The sequence below is a fragment of the Pseudomonas sp. PvP009 genome, from assembly GCF_017832995.1.
Taxonomy (GTDB): domain Bacteria; phylum Pseudomonadota; class Gammaproteobacteria; order Pseudomonadales; family Pseudomonadaceae; genus Aquipseudomonas; species Aquipseudomonas syringae.
The window spans coordinates 3626146-3645545 of sequence record NZ_JAFIBG010000001.1 but is presented as its reverse complement, the minus strand read 5'-3'; the positions used below and the strand labels follow the sequence as shown (position 1 = coordinate 3645545).

Here is a 19400-nt window from a genome sequence, read left to right as displayed (position 1 = left end):
CGCCATTCGGGCAAGAAGCGATCACCCAGCGAATGCCGTTTGATCCATGTGGTTGATAGGAGTCCGTTGCGCCGCTGGCGTTCAGACGGATCTGCGGATGAAACATGCTGATGACGGATATGGCTTGAGTCGCCCCCCCTCAGTGCTCTAGGCTCTGCACGAAAAGTGGCTGCGCTCGGTGATGCTGCGTTAAAAACAGGCTCGGATGCGAGTCCAATCGGAATGCTCATTTACAACACGTAGAGTCGAGCGCGACCCCGGCCGTTCCTCGCCTGTTTTTGCCTTGCCTGACCTTCGCTCGCCGACTTTTCGTACAGAACCTAGATTCCTTGTTCGATCAACGCTTGGACGACATTATGCCTGCCACCTCTTCAAACACTCTCCACCCCGGTGCTCTGCGAACTGGCGACGCCGTGGCACTGGTGTCTCCGGCAGGGCCTGTGGACCCCGGCAAGATCCAGGCGGCGGTGGCGGTACTCGAAGGGTGGGGGCTGCGTCCACGGGTCTATCCGAATGCGCTGGGCAGCTACTCGTTCTATTCGGGGACCGATGAAGAGCGGCTCGCCGACCTCAACGCCGCGCTGGCTGATCCGGAAATCCGCGCGGTCATCTGCACTCGCGGGGGTTATGGCGTACAACGGATCGTTCAGCAGGTGGATATGGACGCGGTGCGTCGCGACCCCAAGCTGGTGACCGGCTTTTCCGACATCACCGCGTTGCACGGTGCGCTGTGGAACCACGCGCGCCTGGCGACCATTCATGGGCCGGTCGCTTCGCAGCTGGAACGAGGCGGCCTGTTCGTCAGTGGTATGCGCCATGTGCTGATGAGTAGCGAGCCGGTGTTGCTCAAGGCTGATCCGGCCTCGCCAACGGCCAGGGTCAGAACTGGTGGTAGCGCACAGGGCCTGCTGTTGGGCGGCAACCTGTGCATCCTCGATACCTCTGTGGGTACGCGGTTCATGCCTGACCTGAGCGGCGCGATCCTGCTCATCGAAGAGGTCAACGAACCCGCCTACCGGGTCGACCGCATGCTCACCCACTTGGGTAACTGCGGAATTCTTGCGTCTCTGGCGGGCGTTGCCGTCGGCGAATTTACGCCTGCCGCCAACACTGGCCGCACCATCAGCCCCGCCGATGTGCTGCTGGAGCGGCTGGGCAGTCTTGGCATCCCGGTGCTCGGCGGTCTGCCGGTAGGCCATGGAGATCTCAATCAGGCAGTGCCACTGGGCACTCAGGCGATACTTGATGCCGACGCCGGAACCCTGTTGGTAGCGGCTGCCGCGCGTAGCTGATGTCTCTGCCACGCTGCTGGTGGTTGGCCTAGTCGGTTTTGCGTGTGTTCAGGATCAGTAAGGTCAGCAAGCCCGCGACGATGCCCCAGAACGCCGAGCCTATGGAGAACAGCGTCAGTCCCGAAGCAGTGACCATGAAGGTGATCAAGGCGGGTTCGCGTTCCCTCGGTTCGGCCATCGCAACGGTCAGGCCATTGGTGATCGATCCGAGCAGCGCCAGCGCAGCAATCGAGAGCATCAGTTCCTTGGGGAACGCACTGAACAGACCCGCCAGGGTGGCACCGAAAATGCCGGCTATTGCATAGAAAATCCCGCACCAGATCGCCGCTGTATAGCGTTTGGATTTGTCCTCATGGGCATGAGGGCTGGTACAGATGGCGGCACTGATCGCCGCCAGATTGATCCCGTGACAGCCAAACGGTGCCGTGAGCAGTGAGGCAAAGCCTGTCACCGATATCAGTGGTGAGGTCGGCGGGAAGTAGCCGTCGGCTCGCAACACGGCCACACCGGGCATGTTCTGCGAGGTCATGGCCACCACGAACAGCGGGATGCCGATGCTGACCGTCGCCGCCCATGAAAACTCTGGAGTGGTCCAGACCGGCATGGCGGCTTCCAGCGCCAGGCCATCAAAGTTCAGCAAGCCCAGCAGGCCTGAGAGGCCGATACCGACCAGCAGCGCGAGCAGCACCGAATAGCGTGGCGACAGGCGCTTGACCAGCAGGTAAGTGAAAAACATACCCAGCACCAGGCGGGTGTGGTGCTGTGCGGCAATAAAAATCTCACTGCCGATCCGGAACAGAATTCCTGCCAGCAAAGCCGCGGCCAGCGAGGCTGGCAGGCGCCGCACGATGCGCTCGAAACTGCCGGTCACCCCGCACAGAGTCACCAGCAGCGCGCTGGTGATGAACGCGCCAATGGCCTGCGGGTAGCCGACGCCGCCCAGGCTGGTGATCAGCAGGGCGGCGCCGGGTGTCGACCACGCCACGGTAATCGGCATGCGGTAGCGCAGCGAGAGGCCGATGCTGCACACCGCCATGCCCATGAACAGCGCCCACAGCCAGGATGAAATCTGCACGCTGCTCAGCCCTGCCGCCTGGCCCGCCTGGAACATCAGCACCAGCGAACTGGTGCAGCCGGTCATCATGGCGATGAAACCGGCAACCACCGCCGACGGCGATGAGTCTGTCAGCGGGCGCAATGGCACCTTGAGGGATTGGTTCATGCAGGGCGTTCCTTGAAACGGGCAGTTAGCAAAGGGCGCCAAGCCTAAACGCATGGCCGCTCGGCCTTGCAATACAGCGACACAAGTAAACGCCAGCACAGTTGCAGACGTGGCGTTTACTCGGCGTCAGCCCCGGTCGGGCAGGCGCCGGATTGCAGGGTCTGCCCCAGCGCCCGATTGACCGTCAGCCAGCCATCCACGGCATCCTGACCCGCTTCGGCGAACACCCGCTGCAGCAGTTTGACCTGTTCGCGGCGCAAGCCCTGTTCAAAAAGGGCGCCTTCATCGGTGAGGCCCAGCAGTCGTTTGCGCTTGTCATTCTCGGGGGCCGCGCTGTGCACCAGATTCATGGCGATCAGCTGGCGCAGCGGGGCATTGAGGGCCTGTTTGCTGACGCCCAATACGGTGAGCAGCTCCTTGACGCTCAGGCCGGGGTAACGGGCGATGAAAAATACGATGCGCTGGTGCACACGACTGAAGCCGCGTCTGGCCAGCATTTCATCAGCCTTGGCAGTGAACGCCTGATAGCCGAAGAAGAAGGCTTCCATGGCCATTTGTTGATTGGCAGGTTTTTTAAGGTCAAGCATGTTGACGTATCCGGGTTGGTCGTCGTAATTTGAGTCAACCAGTTTGACGTATTTCCAATTGTCTCGGCTACAGGTAACTGCCATGGCTTTCTCCGAACGCGTTTCCCGTCTGAAAAGTTCTCTGATCCGCGAGATCCTCGCCGCCGCTCAGCGTCCGGAAGTGATGTCGTTCGCCGGTGGTCTGCCCGCCGAGTCGATGCTGCCCAAAGTAGAGTGGGCCGACATGCCTGTTGCGCTGGGCCAGTACGGCATGAGCGAGGGCGAACCTGCGCTGCGTGAAGCGCTGGCCGCCGATGCCCGTGCCTTGGGTATCGAGTGCGACGCCAGTCAGGTCATGGTGGTCAGTGGTTCTCAGCAGACACTGGACCTGGCGGCCAAGCTGTACATCGACAAAGGCACCGAAATTCTCCTCGAAGCGCCCACCTATCTGGCGGCGTTGCAGATATTCCAGCTGTTCGGCGCCGACTGCATCACTGTGCCGCTGCAGGCCGAAGGCCCGGACCTGCTTGCCATGCGTCAGCGTCTGGAGCAGCACACGCCAGCGTTCGCTTACCTCATTCCGACGTTCCAGAACCCCTCGGCGGTGCGCTACAGCCAGGCCAGTCGCGATGCCGTTGCGGCCTTGCTTGACGAGTTCGGTGTCACGTTGATCGAGGACGAGCCGTATCGTGAACTGAGCTTTGATGGCGGCAGTGCCAGGCCGATCGTCAGCGGTTTGAAGACAGCCAGCTGGATTTACACCGGCACCGTTTCCAAGACGCTGCTGCCGGGCCTGCGAGTGGGCTATCTGATCGCCAGCCCCGATCTGTTTCCGCACTTGCTGCGTCTGAAACAGTCGGCCGATCTGCATACCAATCGCCTCGGCCAGTGGCAGGCCTTGCAGTGGATTGGTACTGAGCACTATCGTGAGCATCTGGTGACGCTGTGCGAGTTTTACCGGGGCCGTCGTGATGCGTTCGAGAGCGCCTTGCAAACGTATTTTTCCGACCTGGCCACCTGGAACAGCCCGCAAGGCGGACTGTTCTTCTGGTTGACGCTGAAGCAGCCGCTGGACACGCGCACCTTGCTGGATACAGCGCTGGCGCACGATGTGGCGTTCATGCCGGGCGAACCTTTCTTTGCCGATCCGGACGCCAATCACGGTCACTTGCGGCTCAATTTCAGCCATATCGACCCTGCACGGCTCGATGAGGGTATAAAACGTCTGGCGTCGGTGGTCCGCGCAGCACACCTTCTGCAGGCCGCCTGATTCAAGACGTCAACATAGACGCAGCAAGGGAGCAGTCTGATGTACAAGGTTTATGGCGATTACAACTCGGGCAACTGTTACAAGGTCAAGCTGATGCTTAACCTGTTGGGCAGCGAGTACGAGTGGATGCCGGTGGATATTCTCAACGGCGAAACCCAGACCCCGGCGTTTCTGGAAAAGAACCCCAACGGTAAGATTCCGGTGCTGGAGCTGGAAGACGGCACTTGCCTGTGGGAGTCCAACGCGATTCTCAACTTTCTGGCTGATGGCTCTTCATACCTGCCGAGCGAACCGAGGTTGCGCACCCAGGTGCTGCAGTGGCAGTTTTTCGAACAATACAGCCATGAGCCGTCGGTCGCGGTGGCCCGTTTCATCCAGTTCTATCTGGGCCTGCCGGCCGAACGCATGACCGAGTACCGCGCCATGCAGAAGGCCGGCTATCGCGCACTGGCAGTCATGGAGCAGCAGCTCGACCGTACGCCGTTTCTGGTCGGCGAGAATTTTTCCATCGCCGACATTGCCTTGTATGCCTACACCCACGTCGCGCATCAGGGCGGTTTCGATCTGGCACCCTATACCGGGATCCGCCGTTGGCTGGATCGGGTCAAGGCGCAGCCGGGTTATATCGGTATGCTGGACTGACACATCCGTCATGTGAGCAAAGGGAAATGTATGCGCGTTCCAATCGTACTTCTGGGCGCTTTCATTGCGCTGGGTATCGGCTGCTCGGCCCAGGCTGAGGACTGCGATGCCAATCAGGCCAGCATGAACCGCTGCAAGGCCAATGAGCAGGCAGCGCTCGATGCCGATCTAAACAAACAGTACAACGCGCAAATGGCGTGGTTGAAGACCCCGGCGAAAAAGCAGGCACTCAAGGATGCACAACGAAAGTGGATAGCCCTGCGTGATGCCGATTGCCTGTATCAGGCGGGCAAGGCCGAGGACTCAGGCTCTATCTGGCCCTTGCTGCAGTCGCAATGCCTGGCCGAGCAGACCCGTGTGCGGCTTAAGCAGTTGCAAGCCTATGTGGCCTGTCGCGAGGAAGGTTGCCCGCGCTGAGATGCGCCGGGCAAACAGGCGTCAGATCGCTCCGAAGCGCTGGTTCAGGTAGTCGATGATCACCTTGGATTCATACATCCACACGGTTTTGTCGCCTTCCTCGATGCGCAGGCAAGGCACTTTGATCCTGCCGCCCTCGTTGAGCAGGGTCTGGCGATCGAGCTCGTTGTTTTTCGCATCGCGCAACGCGACCGGAACATTGAGGCGGCGCAGGGCGCGACGCGTCTTCACGCAGAACGGGCAGGCATGAAACTGATACAGCGTCAGGTCCTGAGCCGCTTCAGCGACAGCCGCTTGGGCCTGCGGGTCACGTTTTTTCCTGCTCGGGCGAGTCAGGAAATCGATGCCGATGACGAGTTGGCCGAGGCCGACTCTTAACGCTTTCATGAACAAGGTCATACCTCTTGCGGGCGGTGGCGTGCTCAGCCGTGCGTTCAGCTTGCCTCATGGCAGGTGAACGCAGGCTGAACGATCACTTGATCAGGCTGAGAAACTCACTGCGGGTGGCCGCGTTTTCACGGAACTCGCCCAGCATCACCGAGGTGATCATGGCCGAGTTCTGCTTCTCGACGCCACGCATCATCATGCACATGTGCTTGGCTTCGATTACCACCGCTACACCCAGCGCGCCGGTGACCTGTTGGATAGCCTCGGCGATCTGGCGGCTGAGATTTTCCTGGATCTGCAGACGGCGCGCATACATGTCGACGATTCGCGCCACTTTCGACAAACCAAGCACCTTGCCCTGCGGGATGTAGGCCACATGTGCCTTGCCAATGAACGGCAGCAGGTGGTGCTCGCACAGCGAGTACAGTTCGATGTCCTTGACCATCACCATTTCACTGGCATCGGAGCTGAACAGTGCGCCGTTGGTCACTTCTTCCAGGGTCTGCGTGTAACCGCGACACAGATACTGCATGGCCTTGGCGGCGCGCTTGGGGGTGTCCAGCAGACCTTCGCGCGAGACGTCCTCGCCCAGTTGCCCGAGGATGGCGGTGTAATTCTGTTCCAGTGTCACAGAGGGTGATTCCGTATAGGTTTCAGAGCGGTACGTTTGGGGCTGTACCGATTTTTTACCAATCGAGCTGGTGTCCCGTTTGCCGATCCCGCTCCAGTGGAGTTGGGCGATTTCGCATACGTAACCTACGGATCTCGTTGATTGGCGATGAATGCGGGGTTTATCCCGGCGATTGGGCACATGGTAGCGTAGGTGTGCTCGCAGTTGTACTGCCGTGGCCTCGTAATGCTTTCGCAATCAGCGCCGGTTTTTAGACTTTGCCCGGCGTTGCGCTATAGCCCGGTGCTTTTCAGTGTCGCAGAAAAGCGAATGCAGGGAGCATGCGTTTTGGCTTGGGCTCTCCGACATGCGTTTCTGTTGCCTTGATTGGAGCGCTGGAATGAAATACGCCGTAGCTTTTTCAAGCGTTTGCAAAGCAGATGTGAAGCGTATCCTTGCTTCATGAAGGCGGCTTGTGAGATGCAGGCCAGAGTCTGATAGGAGGTTGGATGCCGAGTCAAAAGGACGAGCTGGAACTTGAGAAACTCCAGGCTGAGGTTCACAAGTTTGTGGCTGAGGCACGAAAAATGATCGCGGAGACCAATAAGCTCCAGCGCGAAACGAGCTTTTATCCATTTGTGGCGGCTGGTGGGTTGATCACCGTAATCGTTACTGCTGCCGCTTTCATCCACAAGCTCCAGGCAGCCAGTATCCAGTAGCGGACAGCGACTTGCAGCGCTTGAGATTCAGTCTGGACCAAGCGAAAGTGTGTACGCAACGCATGAATCGGCATTTCGAGAGAAGATGAGTATGAGTCACGATCAAGTCATAAAGCGGATGCGCGAAGACCTCGAGCAGTTGGGCAACGAGGTCCGCAACATGCCTGCCCATGAACCACGAAACGTTCTGGTGTCTGCTGCATCCGGTGCAGTATTTGCTCTGGTTTTTTCATGGCTTGCATTCAAGGTCTGGTTCTGAACGCCTGCGATAGCTATGCCAGGGCAGTGAGTCGTCTGAGTCAGGTCCAAAGTCGTATGGCTTTTTTGTGTCTGGCGGTTGTTTTGTTTGCCCTGAAAAATCCGCTTTTACAGCTTTTGTATCCTCTCGCTTACACGTTGGCGACCAGATCGCTACCCACTTCCGGGGTCCATTGCGGTCTGAGTAGGCAGGTTATCAATCCATTGCCTGTCTAGAGAGTAAATCCGGATGTTGAGTCGAGTAGCAAAAATAGCGTTGTTCGCGATTGTACTGTCGTCGGTTTCCGGTTGCTGGCCGTTCTGGCCTGGTCCGGGTGGACATGGCGGTGGCGGTGGCGGGCATCATGAGGGCGGTGGCCCTGGCCCTGGCCCTGGCGGTCCTGGCCCGGGTCGCTGAGTCACCAGCGGGGCGGCGGCTTGCTGCCCGGCGTAGAGGGGCGGACTGACTGCAAGGGCGCGGCGGGTTCTACTCGTCGCGCCCTTCCATCATGATGCGCCTGAGGATCACGTACACCGCACCTGCACCGCCGTGTTTGGCCAGGCAGGAGCAAAAGCCCAGCACCTGCGAATGCTGACGCAGCCAGGTGTTGACGTGGCTCTTGATCATGGGTCGCTTGCCGTCCAGGCGTACCGCCTTGCCATGAGTGACGCGTACGCAGCGTATTTCCAGACGGGTCGCTTCAGCCAGAAATTCCCACAGCGTCTCACGCGCTACTTCCACGCTCATGCCATGCAGGTCCAGGCTGCCCTCGAAGCTGATCTGCCCGAGTTTGAGCTTGCGCATCTGACCTTCCTGCACGCCGTCACGCGACCAGCTCAGGACATCTTCAGGGCCGACATCGATCACGAATTGATCCGACAAGCCGTCGACGGTCACCGAGTCGGTGCGCACAGTTGCAGACTGGCGCAGGCGGGCGAGCATTTTTCGATCAGTCTTGGGTTTGCCGACATCGGCGTGTTCATGCTTGAGCGGCTTGACGCCGCGCGTCTCGCTTCTGAACAGGGAAAAATCGTCGTCTTGCATGGGGCCTCCGCGAAGGAGGCCATTCTAACCGCTCAGGCGAGGGGGTCAGTTGTGTTTTTTCATCAGATGCGAAGAGATGCTCAAGCCGCCGCCACTACGCTGACGACGGCAGCGGCGCCACAGCCAGACGCCGATGTACAGCACCAGCAATCCGCCGATGGCGACAAACGCCGCGCCGCCCGGGCTGGCATTGAGTTCGCCCAGCATTTGCGGATGGACCGTGAGGCTGGATGCACCGGCAACCGCCAGCAACAGGCCCGCGACCACAAGGAGCAGTGCGATCAGCGTGCCGATGCGTTTGCCCCAGTTGCCCTGACCCCTGGGGCGCAGGCGACGTGCATCGAAACCATCTGACGTTTTCATGCCTTTTCCTCAACAGGTATCAGCTCAATGGAGTATCGGCGCTCTGACCCGGGGAAGGAGGGGTGGTTCCCGCCTCCGGGACGATCCATAACGGCACAGGATGGGCGGTTATGTGAGCGGTGTCACATGCTCCCTTACCCGTGCAGCTTCAAACAAGGTCTTTGGTCAGCGCCAGGGTGGCGAAGTTGTCGGCCATGATTGCCATCTCGGTTCTGTGCACGACCTCTGCGCTGACCACGCCGTGCGGGCTCGGCAGGTCACGGGTTGCGCAGGCATCGTCGACCAGGGTGCAGCGATAACCGTAGTCCTTGGTGGCGCGAACCGTGGTGCTGATACTCGAATGACTCATGAAACCACAGACGATCAGGTCCAGATGCCCGAGACTCTGCAGCAGTTCATGCAGTCCGGTGCCATTGAAGGCATTGGGCAGGCGTTTCTCGACCAGGTGTTCATCGCCCTGCGGCAACAGCTCCGGCACCAGTTCACCGCGCTCGCCATGTGGGTCGAACGGGCCGCCCACGGTGCCCAGATGGCGGATGTGAACGATCGGGCACTTGACCGCACGAGCCTTCTCGACCAGCCGGCCGATGTTGGCCATCGCTTCCCTGACGCCGGTCAGGGCCAGCGGGCCGCGGAGGTATTCTTTTTGCGCGTCGATGATGATCAGCGTCGCGTTACTCAGATGGGCGGGCGCATGCACCCGGCCGCTGAGCTGAAACATGGTCTTTAAATCGGACATTCACGGGCTCCTTTGTGTGGGGCTTTTGCCACATTGTCCTCTGGCTGAAGCGTTCTGGGAATGGCAACCATCGCAGGCCACGGTTTTTATGGCCTGCAGGGCAGTTGAAGGAGGGGGTGGCTGGCGGTTTGCCTTGATGGCGGTAGACGAATCATGGAAACTTCCCCGCCTATCGGGTACGAAGAATGCACGTTGTTCGTAACCAGACTGTTCACCGGGGCTCGTCTTACAGCAGTTCGTTGCCTTTCAAGGAGTTTGTCCATGATCACTTCCCGTCTGCGTACCGTGCGCGACCATATACGCTGGGCCGTCAGCCGCTTTCACGAGGAAGACGTATTTTTCGGTCATGGCACCGACAATGCCTGGGATGAAGCGCGGCAACTGGTGCTGGGGGCGCTGCACTTGCCTTGGGAAATTGCCGACAGCTACCTGGATTGCCGTCTGGAAGTCGACGAAATATCCGACCTGCAACGCTTGATCAAGCGGCGCATCGACGAGCGTGTGCCAACCCCGTATCTGCTGGGCGAGGCCTGGTTCTGTGGCCTGTCGTTCATTGTCGATGACCGCGTGTTGATCCCGCGTTCGCCCATCGCCGAGCTGATCGAAGAGCGTTTCGCCCCCTGGCTGGCCGATGACCCCGCGCGGATTCTCGATCTGTGTACAGGCTCCGGTTGCATCGGTATCGCCTGCGCCGAGGTGTTTCCCGATGCCGAGGTGGCCCTGGCCGACCTGTCCTATGACGCACTGGAAGTGGCCAATCAGAACATCGAGCGTCACGGCATGGAGGATCGCGTCTACACCGTTCAGGGCGACGGATTCGATGGCCTGCCGGGTCAGCGCTTTGACCTGATCGTGTCCAACCCGCCTTATGTGGACGCCGAAGACTTTGCCGACATGCCCGACGAGTATCAGCATGAGCCAGAGCTGGCGCTGGCCTGTGGCAGCGATGGTCTGAACCTGGTCCGCCGCATGCTCGCCCAGGCCGCCGATCATCTGAACGAGAAGGGCCTGTTGATCGTCGAGGTCGGCAATAGCCAGGTGCACGTGCAGGCGCTGTACCCGGAGGTCGATTTCGCCTGGCTGGACTTCCAGCGGGGCGGGCATGGCGTGTTCATGCTCACGGCAGAACAGTGCCGCGACCATCAGGCGCTGTTCCAGTCGAAGGTTTGAGGTCAAGAGCCGCGATAAGCGGCTGAGACAAAAGGGAGGCTGATATCAGCCTCCCTTTTTTATCGGCGTGTCTTTTATCGGTGCGTCGCGATCCAGATCAGCAGGCCGGCCTGGAATACCGCGAAGGTCACCAGACAGGCAATCGTGAAGCGCAGGCCGCTGTCTTCACGCTTGTATTTGCTGACCCGGTCTTCATGCTGGCGTATCGTCACTTCTTGCTCGATCAGATTTTTCTCGGCCTTTTCCAGCATCTGCGACGCTTCGAGAATCTCGATGATCTGCACCTTGTCGTTGTTCCAGGTGCTGTGCAGGTTGCCGACGTGTACATCCTTGATCGCGCCTTTCATGTGCTGGGCATCGGCATACGTCACTTCAAAACCCAGAGTGCGCAGAAAGTGATCGCGACGCAGACGTGTGTCTTCGTTCAGACCGTCCTTGCTGGCCAGCGCCACGCCTTCAATCTTGTAGGAAGACCATCTTTTCTGCGCCCAATGCACCGCATGAGCAATCATGAAGCGTCCGATACCGCGGTTCCAAGGCTCGATCTGCAAGCCTGACTCGGGACCGAAGCGCACCATGCGTTTTTCGTGGTCGGCCCAGATATCCAGATGGTTCTGTTCCTTGCGGACCCGCTGACCTGGCAATTGCACCGTGATGCGCAGCAGGCTCAATGCCTTGCTGTGCCGCTCGGCACGGCCGAACTGTACGAAGCGCAGAGGGCGGCCGCCGGTAGCACGGTCGGTGGGCAGTGGCGACAGACGCAGCATTTGAAAGCTTTCGGGCAGAACGTCTTCCCACGGCTGCGGGGGCACCGGCACTGCAACTTCTGCGCTGGCCGGTTCTGCGAGGGTTTCAGTCATGGTATTTGCGTCTGTCATAAGGGTGTCCTTTCCTGGGCCTTGCCCCGGGGCACGTTTGCCGGGGCATAAAGGTGCCGAAACACTAAGGTGCCGGAACACAGGGCCAGCACATTGCTATCGGCCAGATTCGCCAGGACTGAAGGACTTTTAACTAGCGCGCGTCAGATCTTTTTTCCGGGTGGGGCTGCGCCTTGATGAAGCTCAGGATCCGCTCGGTCACTTCGCTGGCCAGCGGTTGGGTCGGATTGCGGTAGGAGAGCAGTTGCTGCTGCAAATCGTCCGGGACGATGCGCAGTACATGATTCATGCCGTCGATCAGGGCCAGTTGGGCATCCGGTTTGGCTTTCTGCAGCAGCAGGGCGTCACCCACACCGACCTGAATGTCGTTGCGACCCTGAACGATCAGCGCCGGAATGTGCAAAGCACCGAAAGCCGCCGCCGGGTCCTGGCGGAACAGCGAGATCAGGTAAGGCTGGACACTGGGGCGGAAGACCACTTCCAGCTCGGCGGGCACGTTGTCATCGGTCTTGCCGGCCTTGAGTTCGTCGAGCAACTGATCGCTGCGCTGCAGCAGGTCCGGTGGCAGGCGCTCCTGAAACTGTTCGCGCAGGACCTGATCCACCGGTCGTCCGGTGCCGGCTACGGAAATCAGTGCGGCTGCACCTACCTTTTTAGCTGCCAGCGTCGCCACCAGCGCACCTTCGCTGTGGCCCAACAGAATCAGCTGGCCCAGGCGCGGGTTGGCTTTCAGCGCTCTGGCCCAGAGCTGCACATCGGCCACGTAGCGCTCGACACTCAGGTTGCGTTCATCCGGTGTAACCGCCTTGCTGGCCGCGACGCCGCGTTTGTCGTAGCGCACGCTGGCGATATTGTTGCTGGCCAGGATCACCGCGAGGCGCTTCATGCTGTCGTTACGTCCACCTTCCGGGTTGTTGCCGTCGCGGTCAGTGGGGCCGGAACCGGCGACGATCAGCACCACCGGCACCGGTTTGTCGGAACGCGGCATGAGCAGCGTGCCGTACAGCTTGCCGTTTTCGGTGTCCACGCTTATCGGTCGCTGCACCGCGCTGGGCGCCGCAGCGCTGGCGGTTGCGGCGGCCAGACTCAGGATCAGGGTTATCGGCAGGGCCAGCAGACGCAGCGCATTGGGAACTCGGAGCAGGGAAATACCGGATAACATCGCAAGGCCATCATTGGGGGAGTCACGCTTGGACGCACGCCGTGACAGAAGGTTCGAGGATGAACTGAACCGCGAGCCTGCGTATACTGGCGCGCTTGGTTTAACGATCTGGTTTTTTGGCTGATTTTTCGGAGCGCCCGCATGTCCGGCAACACTTTCGGCAAGCTGTTCACTGTCACCACCGCCGGCGAAAGCCACGGCCCGGCGCTGGTCGCTATCGTCGACGGCTGCCCGCCGGGGCTGGAGCTGGACCTGCAAGACCTGCAGCGCGACCTCGACCGGCGCAAGCCGGGCACCAGCCGCCACACCACGCAGCGTCAGGAGGCCGATGAAGTCGAGATTCTCTCGGGGGTCTTCGAGGGCAAGACAACCGGTGCGTCCATCGGCCTGCTGATCCGCAACACCGATCAGAAATCCAAGGACTATTCGGCGATCAAAGACCTGTTCCGCCCGGCCCACGCCGATTACACCTATCACCACAAGTACGGCATCCGCGACTACCGCGGTGGCGGACGCAGTTCGGCAAGGGAAACCGCCATGCGTGTGGCTGCAGGCGCGATTGCCAAGAAGTATCTGGCAAGCGAGGGCATCGTCATTCGCGGCTACATGAGCCAGCTGGGCCCGATCCAGATCCCGTTCAAGACCTGGGATTCGGTAGAGAACAATGCGTTTTTCTGCCCCGACCCTGACAAGGTGCCGGAACTGGAAGCCTACATGGACCAGCTGCGACGTGATCAGGACTCGGTCGGTGCGAAAATCACCGTGGTCGCAGAAGGCGTAATGCCGGGTCTCGGTGAGCCGATCTTCGATCGTCTGGACGCTGAACTCGCCCATGCGCTGATGAGCATCAACGCGGTCAAGGGTGTGGAAATCGGTGCCGGTTTCGACTGTGTTGCCCAGCGCGGCACCGAGCACCGCGACGAGATGACGCCACAGGGTTTCCTGTCCAATCACGCGGGCGGCATACTCGGCGGCATTTCCTCCGGCCAGCCGATCATCGCGCACCTGGCGCTCAAGCCGACGTCCAGCATCACCACGCCAGGACGTTCGATCGATGTCGATGGCAACGCCGCCGACGTCATCACCAAGGGTCGGCATGACCCGTGTGTCGGCATCCGTGCCACGCCGATTGCCGAGGCAATGATGGCCATCGTTCTGCTCGATCACTTGTTGCGTCATCGCGGTCAGAACGCCGACGTCAGCGTCAACACACCTGTGCTGGGGCAGGTGTAATGCACGCCGTCACGGTTGCGGACTGCTAGCGTGGCGCAACCTGCCGGCGGACAGCTGCCTTACTGGCGGCTGTCCGGGTTCTACGTATGCTATTTCGCCTTGCTGGGCCTGTCGGCGCCGTTCATGGCCCTTTACCTGCATCATCTGGGTTTTTCCAGCGCACGGATCGGCGAGCTGGTCGCCATCCCCATGCTGATGCGCTGCGTCGCGCCCAATCTCTGGGGGTGGCTGGGTGATCACACCGGTTGGCGTCTGACCATTGTGCGGTCTGGCGCCATCTGCACGTTGCTGGCGTTTTCGCTGATTCTGGTCGAAAAAAGCTATGCCTGGCTGGCGATGGTCATGGCGCTCTATGCGTTCTTCTGGCACGCCGTCCTGCCGCAGTTCGAAGTCATCACCCTCGCACACCTGCAAGGCCAGACCTCGCGTTACAGCCAGATCCGCCTGTGGGGCTCGATCGGTTTCATTCTGGCCGTCGTGGTGCTGGGGCGGGTATTCGAATGGTTCAGCCTGGACCTGTTTCCCTACATCGCGCTGGCGATCATGTCCGGTATCGTTGTCAGCAGCTGGTGGGTGCCGAATGCGCATCCCGCACCGTCGAGCCGCGAAGCCGGGGCGGGCGGTTTTCTCAGGCAACTGGCGCGCCCCGGTGTATGGGCGTTCTACCTCAGTGTCGCGCTGATGGTGCTCAGCCATGGCCCGTACTACACCTTCTTGACCCTTCACCTCGAAGAACTCGGTTACAGCCGCGGCCTGATCGGCGTGCTATGGGCGGTCGGCGTGGTGGCTGAAGTGCTGATGTTCATGGTCATGAGCCGGATTCTGCAGCGCTTTACCGTGCGCCAGGTACTGTTCGCCAGCTTCCTGCTGGCCGCATTGCGCTGGCTGCTGCTGGGCCTGTTTGCCGATCACCTCACCGCACTGCTGATTGCCCAAGTGATGCACGCCGCCACGTTCGGCAGCTTTCACGCCGCTGCCATTCATTTCGTGCAAAGTAGCTTCGGTCCGCGTCAACAAGGTCAAGGGCAAGCGCTTTATGCCGCCTTGTCCGGGGTCGGTGGGGCGTTAGGCGCTCTGTATTCCGGTTACAGCTGGAACGCGCTGGGGCCGACCTGGACCTTTGCCATTGCCAGCCTTGCAGCGTTTGCCGCTGCCGTCATGATTGTCACACCCAAGAAAGAGGAAGGTGTATGAGCCGCGAACAATTGAGCCTGGAGATCATCGAAGCCGGGCGTTTTCTGTATGGCCGAGGCTGGTCGCCTGCCACCAGCAGCAATTATTCCGCGCGCCTTTCTGCCAGCGAGGCGCTGTTGACCGTGTCCGGCAAGCACAAGGGCCAGTTGGGCCCTGATGATGTGCTGGCCACCGATCTGGCTGGCAACAGTCTGGAGCCCGGTAAAAAGCCGTCCGCCGAAACCTTGCTGCATACCCAGCTGTACAGCTGCAGGCCGCAAGTCGGCGCGGTGCTGCACACCCATTCGGTGAACGCGACCGTGTTGTCGAGGCTGACCACGGCCGATCATCTGGTGTTCGAGGATTACGAGCTGCAGAAGGCCTTTAGCGGCGTGGTCACTCACGAGTCGCAGGTCGTGGTACCGATTTTCGACAACGATCAGGACATTGCCCGTCTCGCGGCAAAGGTGCAGCCTTGGCTGGACACCCATCCCGAGTGCGCCGGCTACCTGATCCGCGGTCATGGCCTCTACACCTGGGGGGCTAAAATGAGCGACGCCTTGCGCCAGATCGAAGCGTTCGAGTTCCTGTTCGAATGCGAACTGAAAATGCGCGCGGTAATGAACCGCTGACAACGTCTTGCCAAACCAGTCTGTAAGCCTGACCGGCCTGTAAAAGCCGGAAGGCGTTGCACCAAACCGAGGATTCACGCATGAGCAGCCTGTCCGTTTATCACGTTTCAAGCCCTGATATGCCCAACAAGGTGCTGACCCATCTGGAAGACATCGCGTCGACACTGGCCGAGCACGGCGTGGCGTTCGACCGTTGGGAAGCCGCGACGCCGATCACTCCCGGTGCCAGTCAGGAAGAGGTGATCAGCGCCTATCGCACGCAGATCGACAAGCTGATGACCGAACGCGGTTATGTCACCGTGGACGTCATCAGTCTCAACAGCGATCACCCGCAAAAAGCCGAATTGCGCGCCAGGTTTCTTGAAGAGCACCGCCACGGCGAAGACGAAGTACGCTTTTTCGTCGCCGGGCGGGGCTTGTTCACCTTGCACATCGACGACTATGTGTACGCCGTGCTGTGCGAAAAAAACGACCTGATTTCCGTACCGGCCGGCACGCGGCACTGGTTCGATATGGGCGAGAACCCGCACTTCGTGGCCATCCGCCTGTTCAACAACCCGGAAGGCTGGGTGGCCAATTTTACCGGTGAAGACATTGCCGGCCGTTTTCCACGGCTGGAAGACTGACAGGAGCCCCATTCTGATGCCCATCAAAGCTATCCTCACGGATATCGAAGGCACCACCAGTGCAGTGAGTTTCGTTTTCGACGTGCTGTTTCCGTTCGCCAGAAAGCACCTGCCCGCATTCGTTCGCGAACATGCCGAGCAACCGGCTGTGGCGCAGCAGCTGCAGGCGGTGCGTGACCAGGCCGGTGAGCCTGACGCTGAGGTCGAGCGCGTCATTGCAATATTGCTGGAATGGATCGCCGAAGATCGCAAGGCCACGCCGCTCAAGGCTCTGCAGGGGATGGTCTGGGAGCAGGGCTACAACGCCGGACAGCTCAAGGGCCATGTTTATCCGGATGCTGTCGATGCCTTGAAGCGCTGGCATCAACAGGGTTACCGGCTTTACGTTTATTCCTCGGGCTCGATTCAGGCTCAGCAATTGATTTTCGGCTGTTCCGAGGCAGGCGATCTGTCCGGCCTGTTCAGTGGTTACTTCGATACGACGTCCGGCCCCAAGCGCGAAGCGCAGTCCTACCGGACCATTGCGCAGGCAATGGACTGTCCTGCCGAGGACATTCTGTTCCTGTCGGATATCGTCGAAGAGCTTGACGCTGCAAAAGCCGCCGGCATGGCCACCTGTGGTCTTGCGCGTGATGGCGGGGCGCTTGCCGGGCACACGTATGTGGCCAGTTTTGCGCTTATCGATCCAGCCTCTTTCTAGAAAACTCCCGCCCGCTGTGCGCGGCATCGTCCTGATGCCGCTGCATCGAAGTCCAACGCTTAAACACTTCTTTTGTAAGGCATTTCCTGCTTTTTGGTGAGCGATTGCCTGGTCGAAAGTACGTTGAATCTGTTTGTTCTGTTCGCCGTTTTTCAACGTGATTATTCGTGTAAGTTCTGCGCCATCGTCAACGGGGTCACGGTCAACACCTGTACCGATTTCCCGGCGAAGAAGGAGCGGCAGCGATGGGCAGTGCCATGACAGAAAGCGCAACCAGGGACTTATTGATACAGCAGATGGTGAGCACGATTACCGAGCTCGATGGGCAGGCCGCCATCGAAAACGCACTCGAGTGGTTACGGCGCGAATGCAACAGCGAGCGCGCGATGTTCTTTCAGTTCAAGGGGCCGCTGTTGCTGACGTTCATCACCTCCAACGTCGACGAAGCGTGGGGCGATGCCTACCGTCAGCACGATCTGATCATGCAGGACCCGGTAATCCGTTGTTATCGCAATCAACTGGGCTTCCTTAACTGGCAGGATGCGTTCAGGCAATACCCGGTATCCGCCTTTTATGACGCGCTCGTCGATACCTGTGAACTGCTTCCGGCCATCTCCTACGGCTACACCAATCATTGTCGTGGTGCCGACAGCGTGACATCGGTGTGTACCCTGGGCGAAGTGGAGCGGCCCATCAGCGCTGAACAAAAGTACCTCATGAGCAGTCTCATGCCGGTGCTGCACAGTGTCGCGCGGGGTCTAAAGTTCTGTTCACGCGGTCTGACCCATCGTGAGCTGGAAGTATTGCAGTGGGCCAGGGATGGAAAGACGGCCTGGGAGATCTCGATGATCCGCGACGTGTCGGAGTCGACGGTGAAGTATCACCTCAAGACCATCTACTCCAAGCTGGGCGTTGCCAACAGGGCACAGGCGGTGGGCGAAGCACTTTGTCGGGGGCTGATCAGGTAGCCGACCAGGAAAACGCAGGCAAAAAAAAGCCGCGAGAACAAAGTGTAATCGCGGTAAACAAGGGATGAGAGAGCGTACAGCGGATGCCACCCATCAGGGTGGCGGGCAAATCAACGTGTGTGGTACGTCGGCAGATCAAAACGGTGCTGGCTTTGCAGCATCGAGATAGCTGGCAGCTCGCTGGCTTGTGCAGCCAGATCGCGGCGAATAGCGCTGATTACCCATTCCAGTTGAACCGGAGTGTGCAGCTGAGCATAAGAGACTGAGCGACGGATCTGCTTACCATCCTGAGTACGCAGTGACAACAGAACACCACCATCAGGACGCGGCTGAGTGGTGACGGTGTAGTCGGAGAATACGGAAGCGAATTTTTCTTGAATAAAAGTCATGTGAGGCGGCTCCATTGCTCATGGGATAACAAGCTTGCAAGTACTATTGCAGTGTCTGTGCCAGACTTTCTCTTAAATTAAACCCTTTAAAATCAATAGTTTGAAATATTTTCTATTTTCAGGCTTCGTGCATTTTGCATGAACACCCGTCGTGCGCCCTGCATTTTGCCGTTTCTTGCACGATGGGGATCGGGCAGAAGGGGGATTGCATAGCTTCTGGCGATCAAGAGCAGGCATTGCGCATCCGGATCGATGCTGATCGAACAGCTGGCGAGAGTTGAGGTCAGTGTGTTTATCAGTGCCGGGTCAACATATGTCCGGAGTAACGTGCGCCAAGGAGTAGTTAATGACCGATACAGATATCAGCGCCTCGAAAACCATGACTGAAGACGAAGCCGCCGAGTTCGCCGAGCAGGTATTCGATGTGGCTCGCCAGGGAAATGCCGTCATGCTGGACCGTCTGCTTGAAAAGGGCGTGCCCGCAGATCTGCGCAACCACAAGGGCGATACGCTGCTGATGCTGGCCAGCTACCACTGCCAGGCGGATGCGGTCCGTGTGCTGCTGAACCACAAGGCTGATCCTGAAATCCGCAACGATAACGGCCAGAGTCCCATCGCCGGCGCAGCGTTCAAGGGCGATTTGGCAGTGGTCAGGTTGCTGGTCGAGGCGGGCGCCGATATAGACGGTGCCTCTGCTGATGGCCGTACAGCATTGATGATGGCGGCGATGTTCAACCGCAATGAGATAGTCGATTACCTGATCAGTCAGGGCGCAGACCCGCATGCCACCGATGCCAAGGGCATCACTGCACTGGGCGCCGCTCAGGCAATGGGCGCGACCGTCACCATCGAGCAGTTGACCAAAATGGGCGTGCAGCCAGCCCGGTCCTGACAGCGAGTGCACTGACAGCAAGGCATGAACACATAGAGGCGCGATGGATTTACCGTTATCCTTCGCGC

The 19400-nt window shown here is 59.6% G+C and carries 24 protein-coding genes; 14 read left to right on the top strand and 10 right to left on the bottom strand.

From position 1 onward, the window contains the following. The first annotated feature begins 356 nt into the window (after positions 1-356). Positions 357-1292: an LD-carboxypeptidase gene (locus JOE29_RS15475; protein WP_210079677.1), complete on the top strand. Its 936-nt coding sequence runs from the start codon at positions 357-359 to the stop codon at positions 1290-1292. Positions 1293-1320: 28 nt separating this feature from the next. Here the strand turns inward: JOE29_RS15475 and JOE29_RS15470 are convergent, their stop codons facing one another. Further along, positions 1321-2514 carry a benzoate/H(+) symporter BenE family transporter gene (locus JOE29_RS15470; RefSeq protein ID WP_029573361.1) on the bottom strand — a complete coding sequence of 398 codons (1194 nt, stop codon included), beginning with the start codon at positions 2512-2514 and terminating at the stop codon, positions 1321-1323. A 116-nt stretch (positions 2515-2630) separates the two neighbouring features. Next, a complete protein-coding gene (locus JOE29_RS15465) occupies positions 2631-3101 on the bottom strand; it encodes a MarR family transcriptional regulator (RefSeq protein ID WP_003423460.1) in 471 nt (156 codons plus the stop codon). Between the two features lie 82 nt (positions 3102-3183). On the opposite strand from JOE29_RS15465, the gene JOE29_RS15460 reads away from it, so the two are divergent. The 3 genes from JOE29_RS15460 to JOE29_RS15450 are packed head-to-tail and all read left to right on the top strand — an operon-like array spanning position 3184 to position 5409. Next, entirely contained in the window at positions 3184-4350 is a 1167-nt protein-coding gene (locus tag JOE29_RS15460; protein WP_074953124.1) for a PLP-dependent aminotransferase family protein, read from the top strand. A gap of 39 nt (positions 4351-4389) precedes the next feature. Then, on the top strand, positions 4390-4992 hold the full coding sequence (locus JOE29_RS15455) for a glutathione S-transferase family protein (protein ID WP_003315150.1): 603 nt from the start codon (positions 4390-4392) through the stop codon (positions 4990-4992). A gap of 30 nt (positions 4993-5022) precedes the next feature. Then, on the top strand, positions 5023-5409 hold the full coding sequence (locus JOE29_RS15450; protein ID WP_210079676.1) for a lysozyme inhibitor LprI family protein: 387 nt from the start codon (positions 5023-5025) through the stop codon (positions 5407-5409). Between the two features lie 21 nt (positions 5410-5430). Here the strand turns inward: JOE29_RS15450 and JOE29_RS15445 are convergent, their stop codons facing one another. Then, a complete protein-coding gene (locus JOE29_RS15445; protein WP_003315148.1) occupies positions 5431-5808 on the bottom strand; it encodes a glutathione S-transferase N-terminal domain-containing protein in 378 nt (125 codons plus the stop codon). A 73-nt stretch (positions 5809-5881) separates the two neighbouring features. Further along, positions 5882-6427 (bottom strand): GTP cyclohydrolase I FolE, encoded by a 546-nt coding sequence (gene folE, locus JOE29_RS15440; RefSeq protein ID WP_003343112.1) that lies wholly within the window; start codon positions 6425-6427, stop codon positions 5882-5884. Between the two features lie 488 nt (positions 6428-6915). Between folE and JOE29_RS15435 the strand changes: the two genes are divergently transcribed. Next, positions 6916-7125 (top strand): hypothetical protein, encoded by a 210-nt coding sequence (locus JOE29_RS15435; RefSeq protein WP_003343114.1) that lies wholly within the window; start codon positions 6916-6918, stop codon positions 7123-7125. Positions 7126-7216: 91 nt separating this feature from the next. Continuing rightward, positions 7217-7384 (top strand): hypothetical protein, encoded by a 168-nt coding sequence (locus JOE29_RS15430; RefSeq protein WP_003405800.1) that lies wholly within the window; start codon positions 7217-7219, stop codon positions 7382-7384. Between the two features lie 465 nt (positions 7385-7849). On the opposite strand, the gene JOE29_RS15425 is transcribed toward JOE29_RS15430, so the two are convergent. The 3 genes from JOE29_RS15425 to JOE29_RS15415 form a co-directional block, all read right to left on the bottom strand. Next, the gene (locus JOE29_RS15425; protein ID WP_003315144.1) at positions 7850-8407 is read right to left on the bottom strand and encodes a Smr/MutS family protein; all 558 of its coding nucleotides are present in this window, start codon (positions 8405-8407) and stop codon (positions 7850-7852) included. Positions 8408-8452: 45 nt separating this feature from the next. Further along, positions 8453-8770 carry a hypothetical protein gene (locus JOE29_RS15420; RefSeq protein WP_003396385.1) on the bottom strand — a complete coding sequence of 106 codons (318 nt, stop codon included), beginning with the start codon at positions 8768-8770 and terminating at the stop codon, positions 8453-8455. 148 nt (positions 8771-8918) lie between these two features. Next, positions 8919-9509 (bottom strand): cysteine hydrolase family protein, encoded by a 591-nt coding sequence (locus tag JOE29_RS15415; protein ID WP_003315142.1) that lies wholly within the window; start codon positions 9507-9509, stop codon positions 8919-8921. A gap of 261 nt (positions 9510-9770) precedes the next feature. Here JOE29_RS15415 and prmB point away from each other — a divergent pair, with 261 nt between their 5' ends. Then, a complete protein-coding gene (prmB, locus tag JOE29_RS15410; protein WP_103363379.1) occupies positions 9771-10679 on the top strand; it encodes a 50S ribosomal protein L3 N(5)-glutamine methyltransferase in 909 nt (302 codons plus the stop codon). 74 nt (positions 10680-10753) lie between these two features. On the opposite strand, the gene JOE29_RS15405 is transcribed toward prmB, so the two are convergent. After that, positions 10754-11557 carry a hypothetical protein gene (locus JOE29_RS15405; RefSeq protein WP_003396390.1) on the bottom strand — a complete coding sequence of 268 codons (804 nt, stop codon included), beginning with the start codon at positions 11555-11557 and terminating at the stop codon, positions 10754-10756. 133 nt (positions 11558-11690) lie between these two features. Then, the gene (locus tag JOE29_RS15400; protein WP_210079675.1) at positions 11691-12719 is read right to left on the bottom strand and encodes an alpha/beta hydrolase; all 1029 of its coding nucleotides are present in this window, start codon (positions 12717-12719) and stop codon (positions 11691-11693) included. A 141-nt stretch (positions 12720-12860) separates the two neighbouring features. Between JOE29_RS15400 and aroC the strand changes: the two genes are divergently transcribed. The 6 genes from aroC (at position 12861) to JOE29_RS15370 (ending at position 18051) form a co-directional block, all read left to right on the top strand. Then, positions 12861-13952, top strand: a complete 1092-nt coding sequence (gene aroC, locus JOE29_RS15395) for a chorismate synthase (protein ID WP_044311660.1) — start codon at positions 12861-12863, stop codon at positions 13950-13952. 30 nt (positions 13953-13982) lie between these two features. Beyond that, positions 13983-15146, top strand: coding sequence for an MFS transporter (locus JOE29_RS15390; protein ID WP_010425964.1), 1164 nt, complete (start codon positions 13983-13985; stop codon positions 15144-15146). Further along, a complete protein-coding gene (locus JOE29_RS15385; protein ID WP_003405783.1) occupies positions 15143-15757 on the top strand; it encodes a methylthioribulose 1-phosphate dehydratase in 615 nt (204 codons plus the stop codon). The genes JOE29_RS15390 and JOE29_RS15385 overlap by 4 nt, the downstream gene beginning before the upstream one ends. Positions 15758-15837: 80 nt before the next feature. Beyond that, positions 15838-16383 (top strand): acireductone dioxygenase, encoded by a 546-nt coding sequence (locus JOE29_RS15380; protein WP_074953132.1) that lies wholly within the window; start codon positions 15838-15840, stop codon positions 16381-16383. A gap of 16 nt (positions 16384-16399) precedes the next feature. After that, positions 16400-17083, top strand: coding sequence for an acireductone synthase (mtnC, locus tag JOE29_RS15375; protein WP_074953135.1), 684 nt, complete (start codon positions 16400-16402; stop codon positions 17081-17083). Between the two features lie 245 nt (positions 17084-17328). Continuing rightward, a complete protein-coding gene (locus tag JOE29_RS15370) occupies positions 17329-18051 on the top strand; it encodes a LuxR family transcriptional regulator (RefSeq protein WP_099314946.1) in 723 nt (240 codons plus the stop codon). A 110-nt stretch (positions 18052-18161) separates the two neighbouring features. Here JOE29_RS15370 and JOE29_RS15365 read toward each other — a convergent pair whose 3' ends face one another. Then, positions 18162-18440: a DUF3509 domain-containing protein gene (locus JOE29_RS15365; RefSeq protein ID WP_003315128.1), complete on the bottom strand. Its 279-nt coding sequence runs from the start codon at positions 18438-18440 to the stop codon at positions 18162-18164. 346 nt (positions 18441-18786) lie between these two features. On the opposite strand from JOE29_RS15365, the gene JOE29_RS15360 reads away from it, so the two are divergent. Then, positions 18787-19332: an ankyrin repeat domain-containing protein gene (locus tag JOE29_RS15360; RefSeq protein WP_003396406.1), complete on the top strand. Its 546-nt coding sequence runs from the start codon at positions 18787-18789 to the stop codon at positions 19330-19332. The last annotated feature ends 68 nt before the right edge of the window (positions 19333-19400 follow it).

Excerpts from the sequence above, each read along its gene's own strand:
- JOE29_RS15465 (WP_003423460.1), bottom strand. The coding sequence starts at position 3,101 with ATGCTTGACCTTAAAAAACCTGCCAATCAACAAATGGCCATGGAAGCC.
- JOE29_RS15400 (WP_210079675.1), bottom strand. The coding sequence starts at position 12,719 with ATGTTATCCGGTATTTCCCTGCTCCGAGTTCCCAATGCGCTGCGTCTG.
- JOE29_RS15430 (WP_003405800.1), top strand. The coding sequence starts at position 7,217 with ATGAGTCACGATCAAGTCATAAAGCGGATGCGCGAAGACCTCGAGCAG.
- JOE29_RS15435 (WP_003343114.1), top strand. The coding sequence starts at position 6,916 with ATGCCGAGTCAAAAGGACGAGCTGGAACTTGAGAAACTCCAGGCTGAG.
- JOE29_RS15470 (WP_029573361.1), bottom strand. The coding sequence starts at position 2,514 with ATGAACCAATCCCTCAAGGTGCCATTGCGCCCGCTGACAGACTCATCG.
- JOE29_RS15385 (WP_003405783.1), top strand. The coding sequence starts at position 15,143 with ATGAGCCGCGAACAATTGAGCCTGGAGATCATCGAAGCCGGGCGTTTT.
- JOE29_RS15425 (WP_003315144.1), bottom strand. The coding sequence starts at position 8,407 with ATGCAAGACGACGATTTTTCCCTGTTCAGAAGCGAGACGCGCGGCGTC.
- JOE29_RS15360 (WP_003396406.1), top strand. The coding sequence starts at position 18,787 with ATGACCGATACAGATATCAGCGCCTCGAAAACCATGACTGAAGACGAA.
- JOE29_RS15475 (WP_210079677.1), top strand. The coding sequence starts at position 357 with ATGCCTGCCACCTCTTCAAACACTCTCCACCCCGGTGCTCTGCGAACT.
- prmB (WP_103363379.1), top strand. The coding sequence starts at position 9,771 with ATGATCACTTCCCGTCTGCGTACCGTGCGCGACCATATACGCTGGGCC.
- mtnC (WP_074953135.1), top strand. The coding sequence starts at position 16,400 with ATGCCCATCAAAGCTATCCTCACGGATATCGAAGGCACCACCAGTGCA.
- JOE29_RS15370 (WP_099314946.1), top strand. The coding sequence starts at position 17,329 with ATGGGCAGTGCCATGACAGAAAGCGCAACCAGGGACTTATTGATACAG.
- JOE29_RS15380 (WP_074953132.1), top strand. The coding sequence starts at position 15,838 with ATGAGCAGCCTGTCCGTTTATCACGTTTCAAGCCCTGATATGCCCAAC.
- JOE29_RS15405 (WP_003396390.1), bottom strand. The coding sequence starts at position 11,557 with ATGACAGACGCAAATACCATGACTGAAACCCTCGCAGAACCGGCCAGC.
- JOE29_RS15460 (WP_074953124.1), top strand. The coding sequence starts at position 3,184 with ATGGCTTTCTCCGAACGCGTTTCCCGTCTGAAAAGTTCTCTGATCCGC.
- JOE29_RS15420 (WP_003396385.1), bottom strand. The coding sequence starts at position 8,770 with ATGAAAACGTCAGATGGTTTCGATGCACGTCGCCTGCGCCCCAGGGGT.
- JOE29_RS15450 (WP_210079676.1), top strand. The coding sequence starts at position 5,023 with ATGCGCGTTCCAATCGTACTTCTGGGCGCTTTCATTGCGCTGGGTATC.
- JOE29_RS15365 (WP_003315128.1), bottom strand. The coding sequence starts at position 18,440 with ATGACTTTTATTCAAGAAAAATTCGCTTCCGTATTCTCCGACTACACC.
- JOE29_RS15415 (WP_003315142.1), bottom strand. The coding sequence starts at position 9,509 with ATGTCCGATTTAAAGACCATGTTTCAGCTCAGCGGCCGGGTGCATGCG.
- JOE29_RS15455 (WP_003315150.1), top strand. The coding sequence starts at position 4,390 with ATGTACAAGGTTTATGGCGATTACAACTCGGGCAACTGTTACAAGGTC.
- JOE29_RS15445 (WP_003315148.1), bottom strand. The coding sequence starts at position 5,808 with ATGACCTTGTTCATGAAAGCGTTAAGAGTCGGCCTCGGCCAACTCGTC.
- aroC (WP_044311660.1), top strand. The coding sequence starts at position 12,861 with ATGTCCGGCAACACTTTCGGCAAGCTGTTCACTGTCACCACCGCCGGC.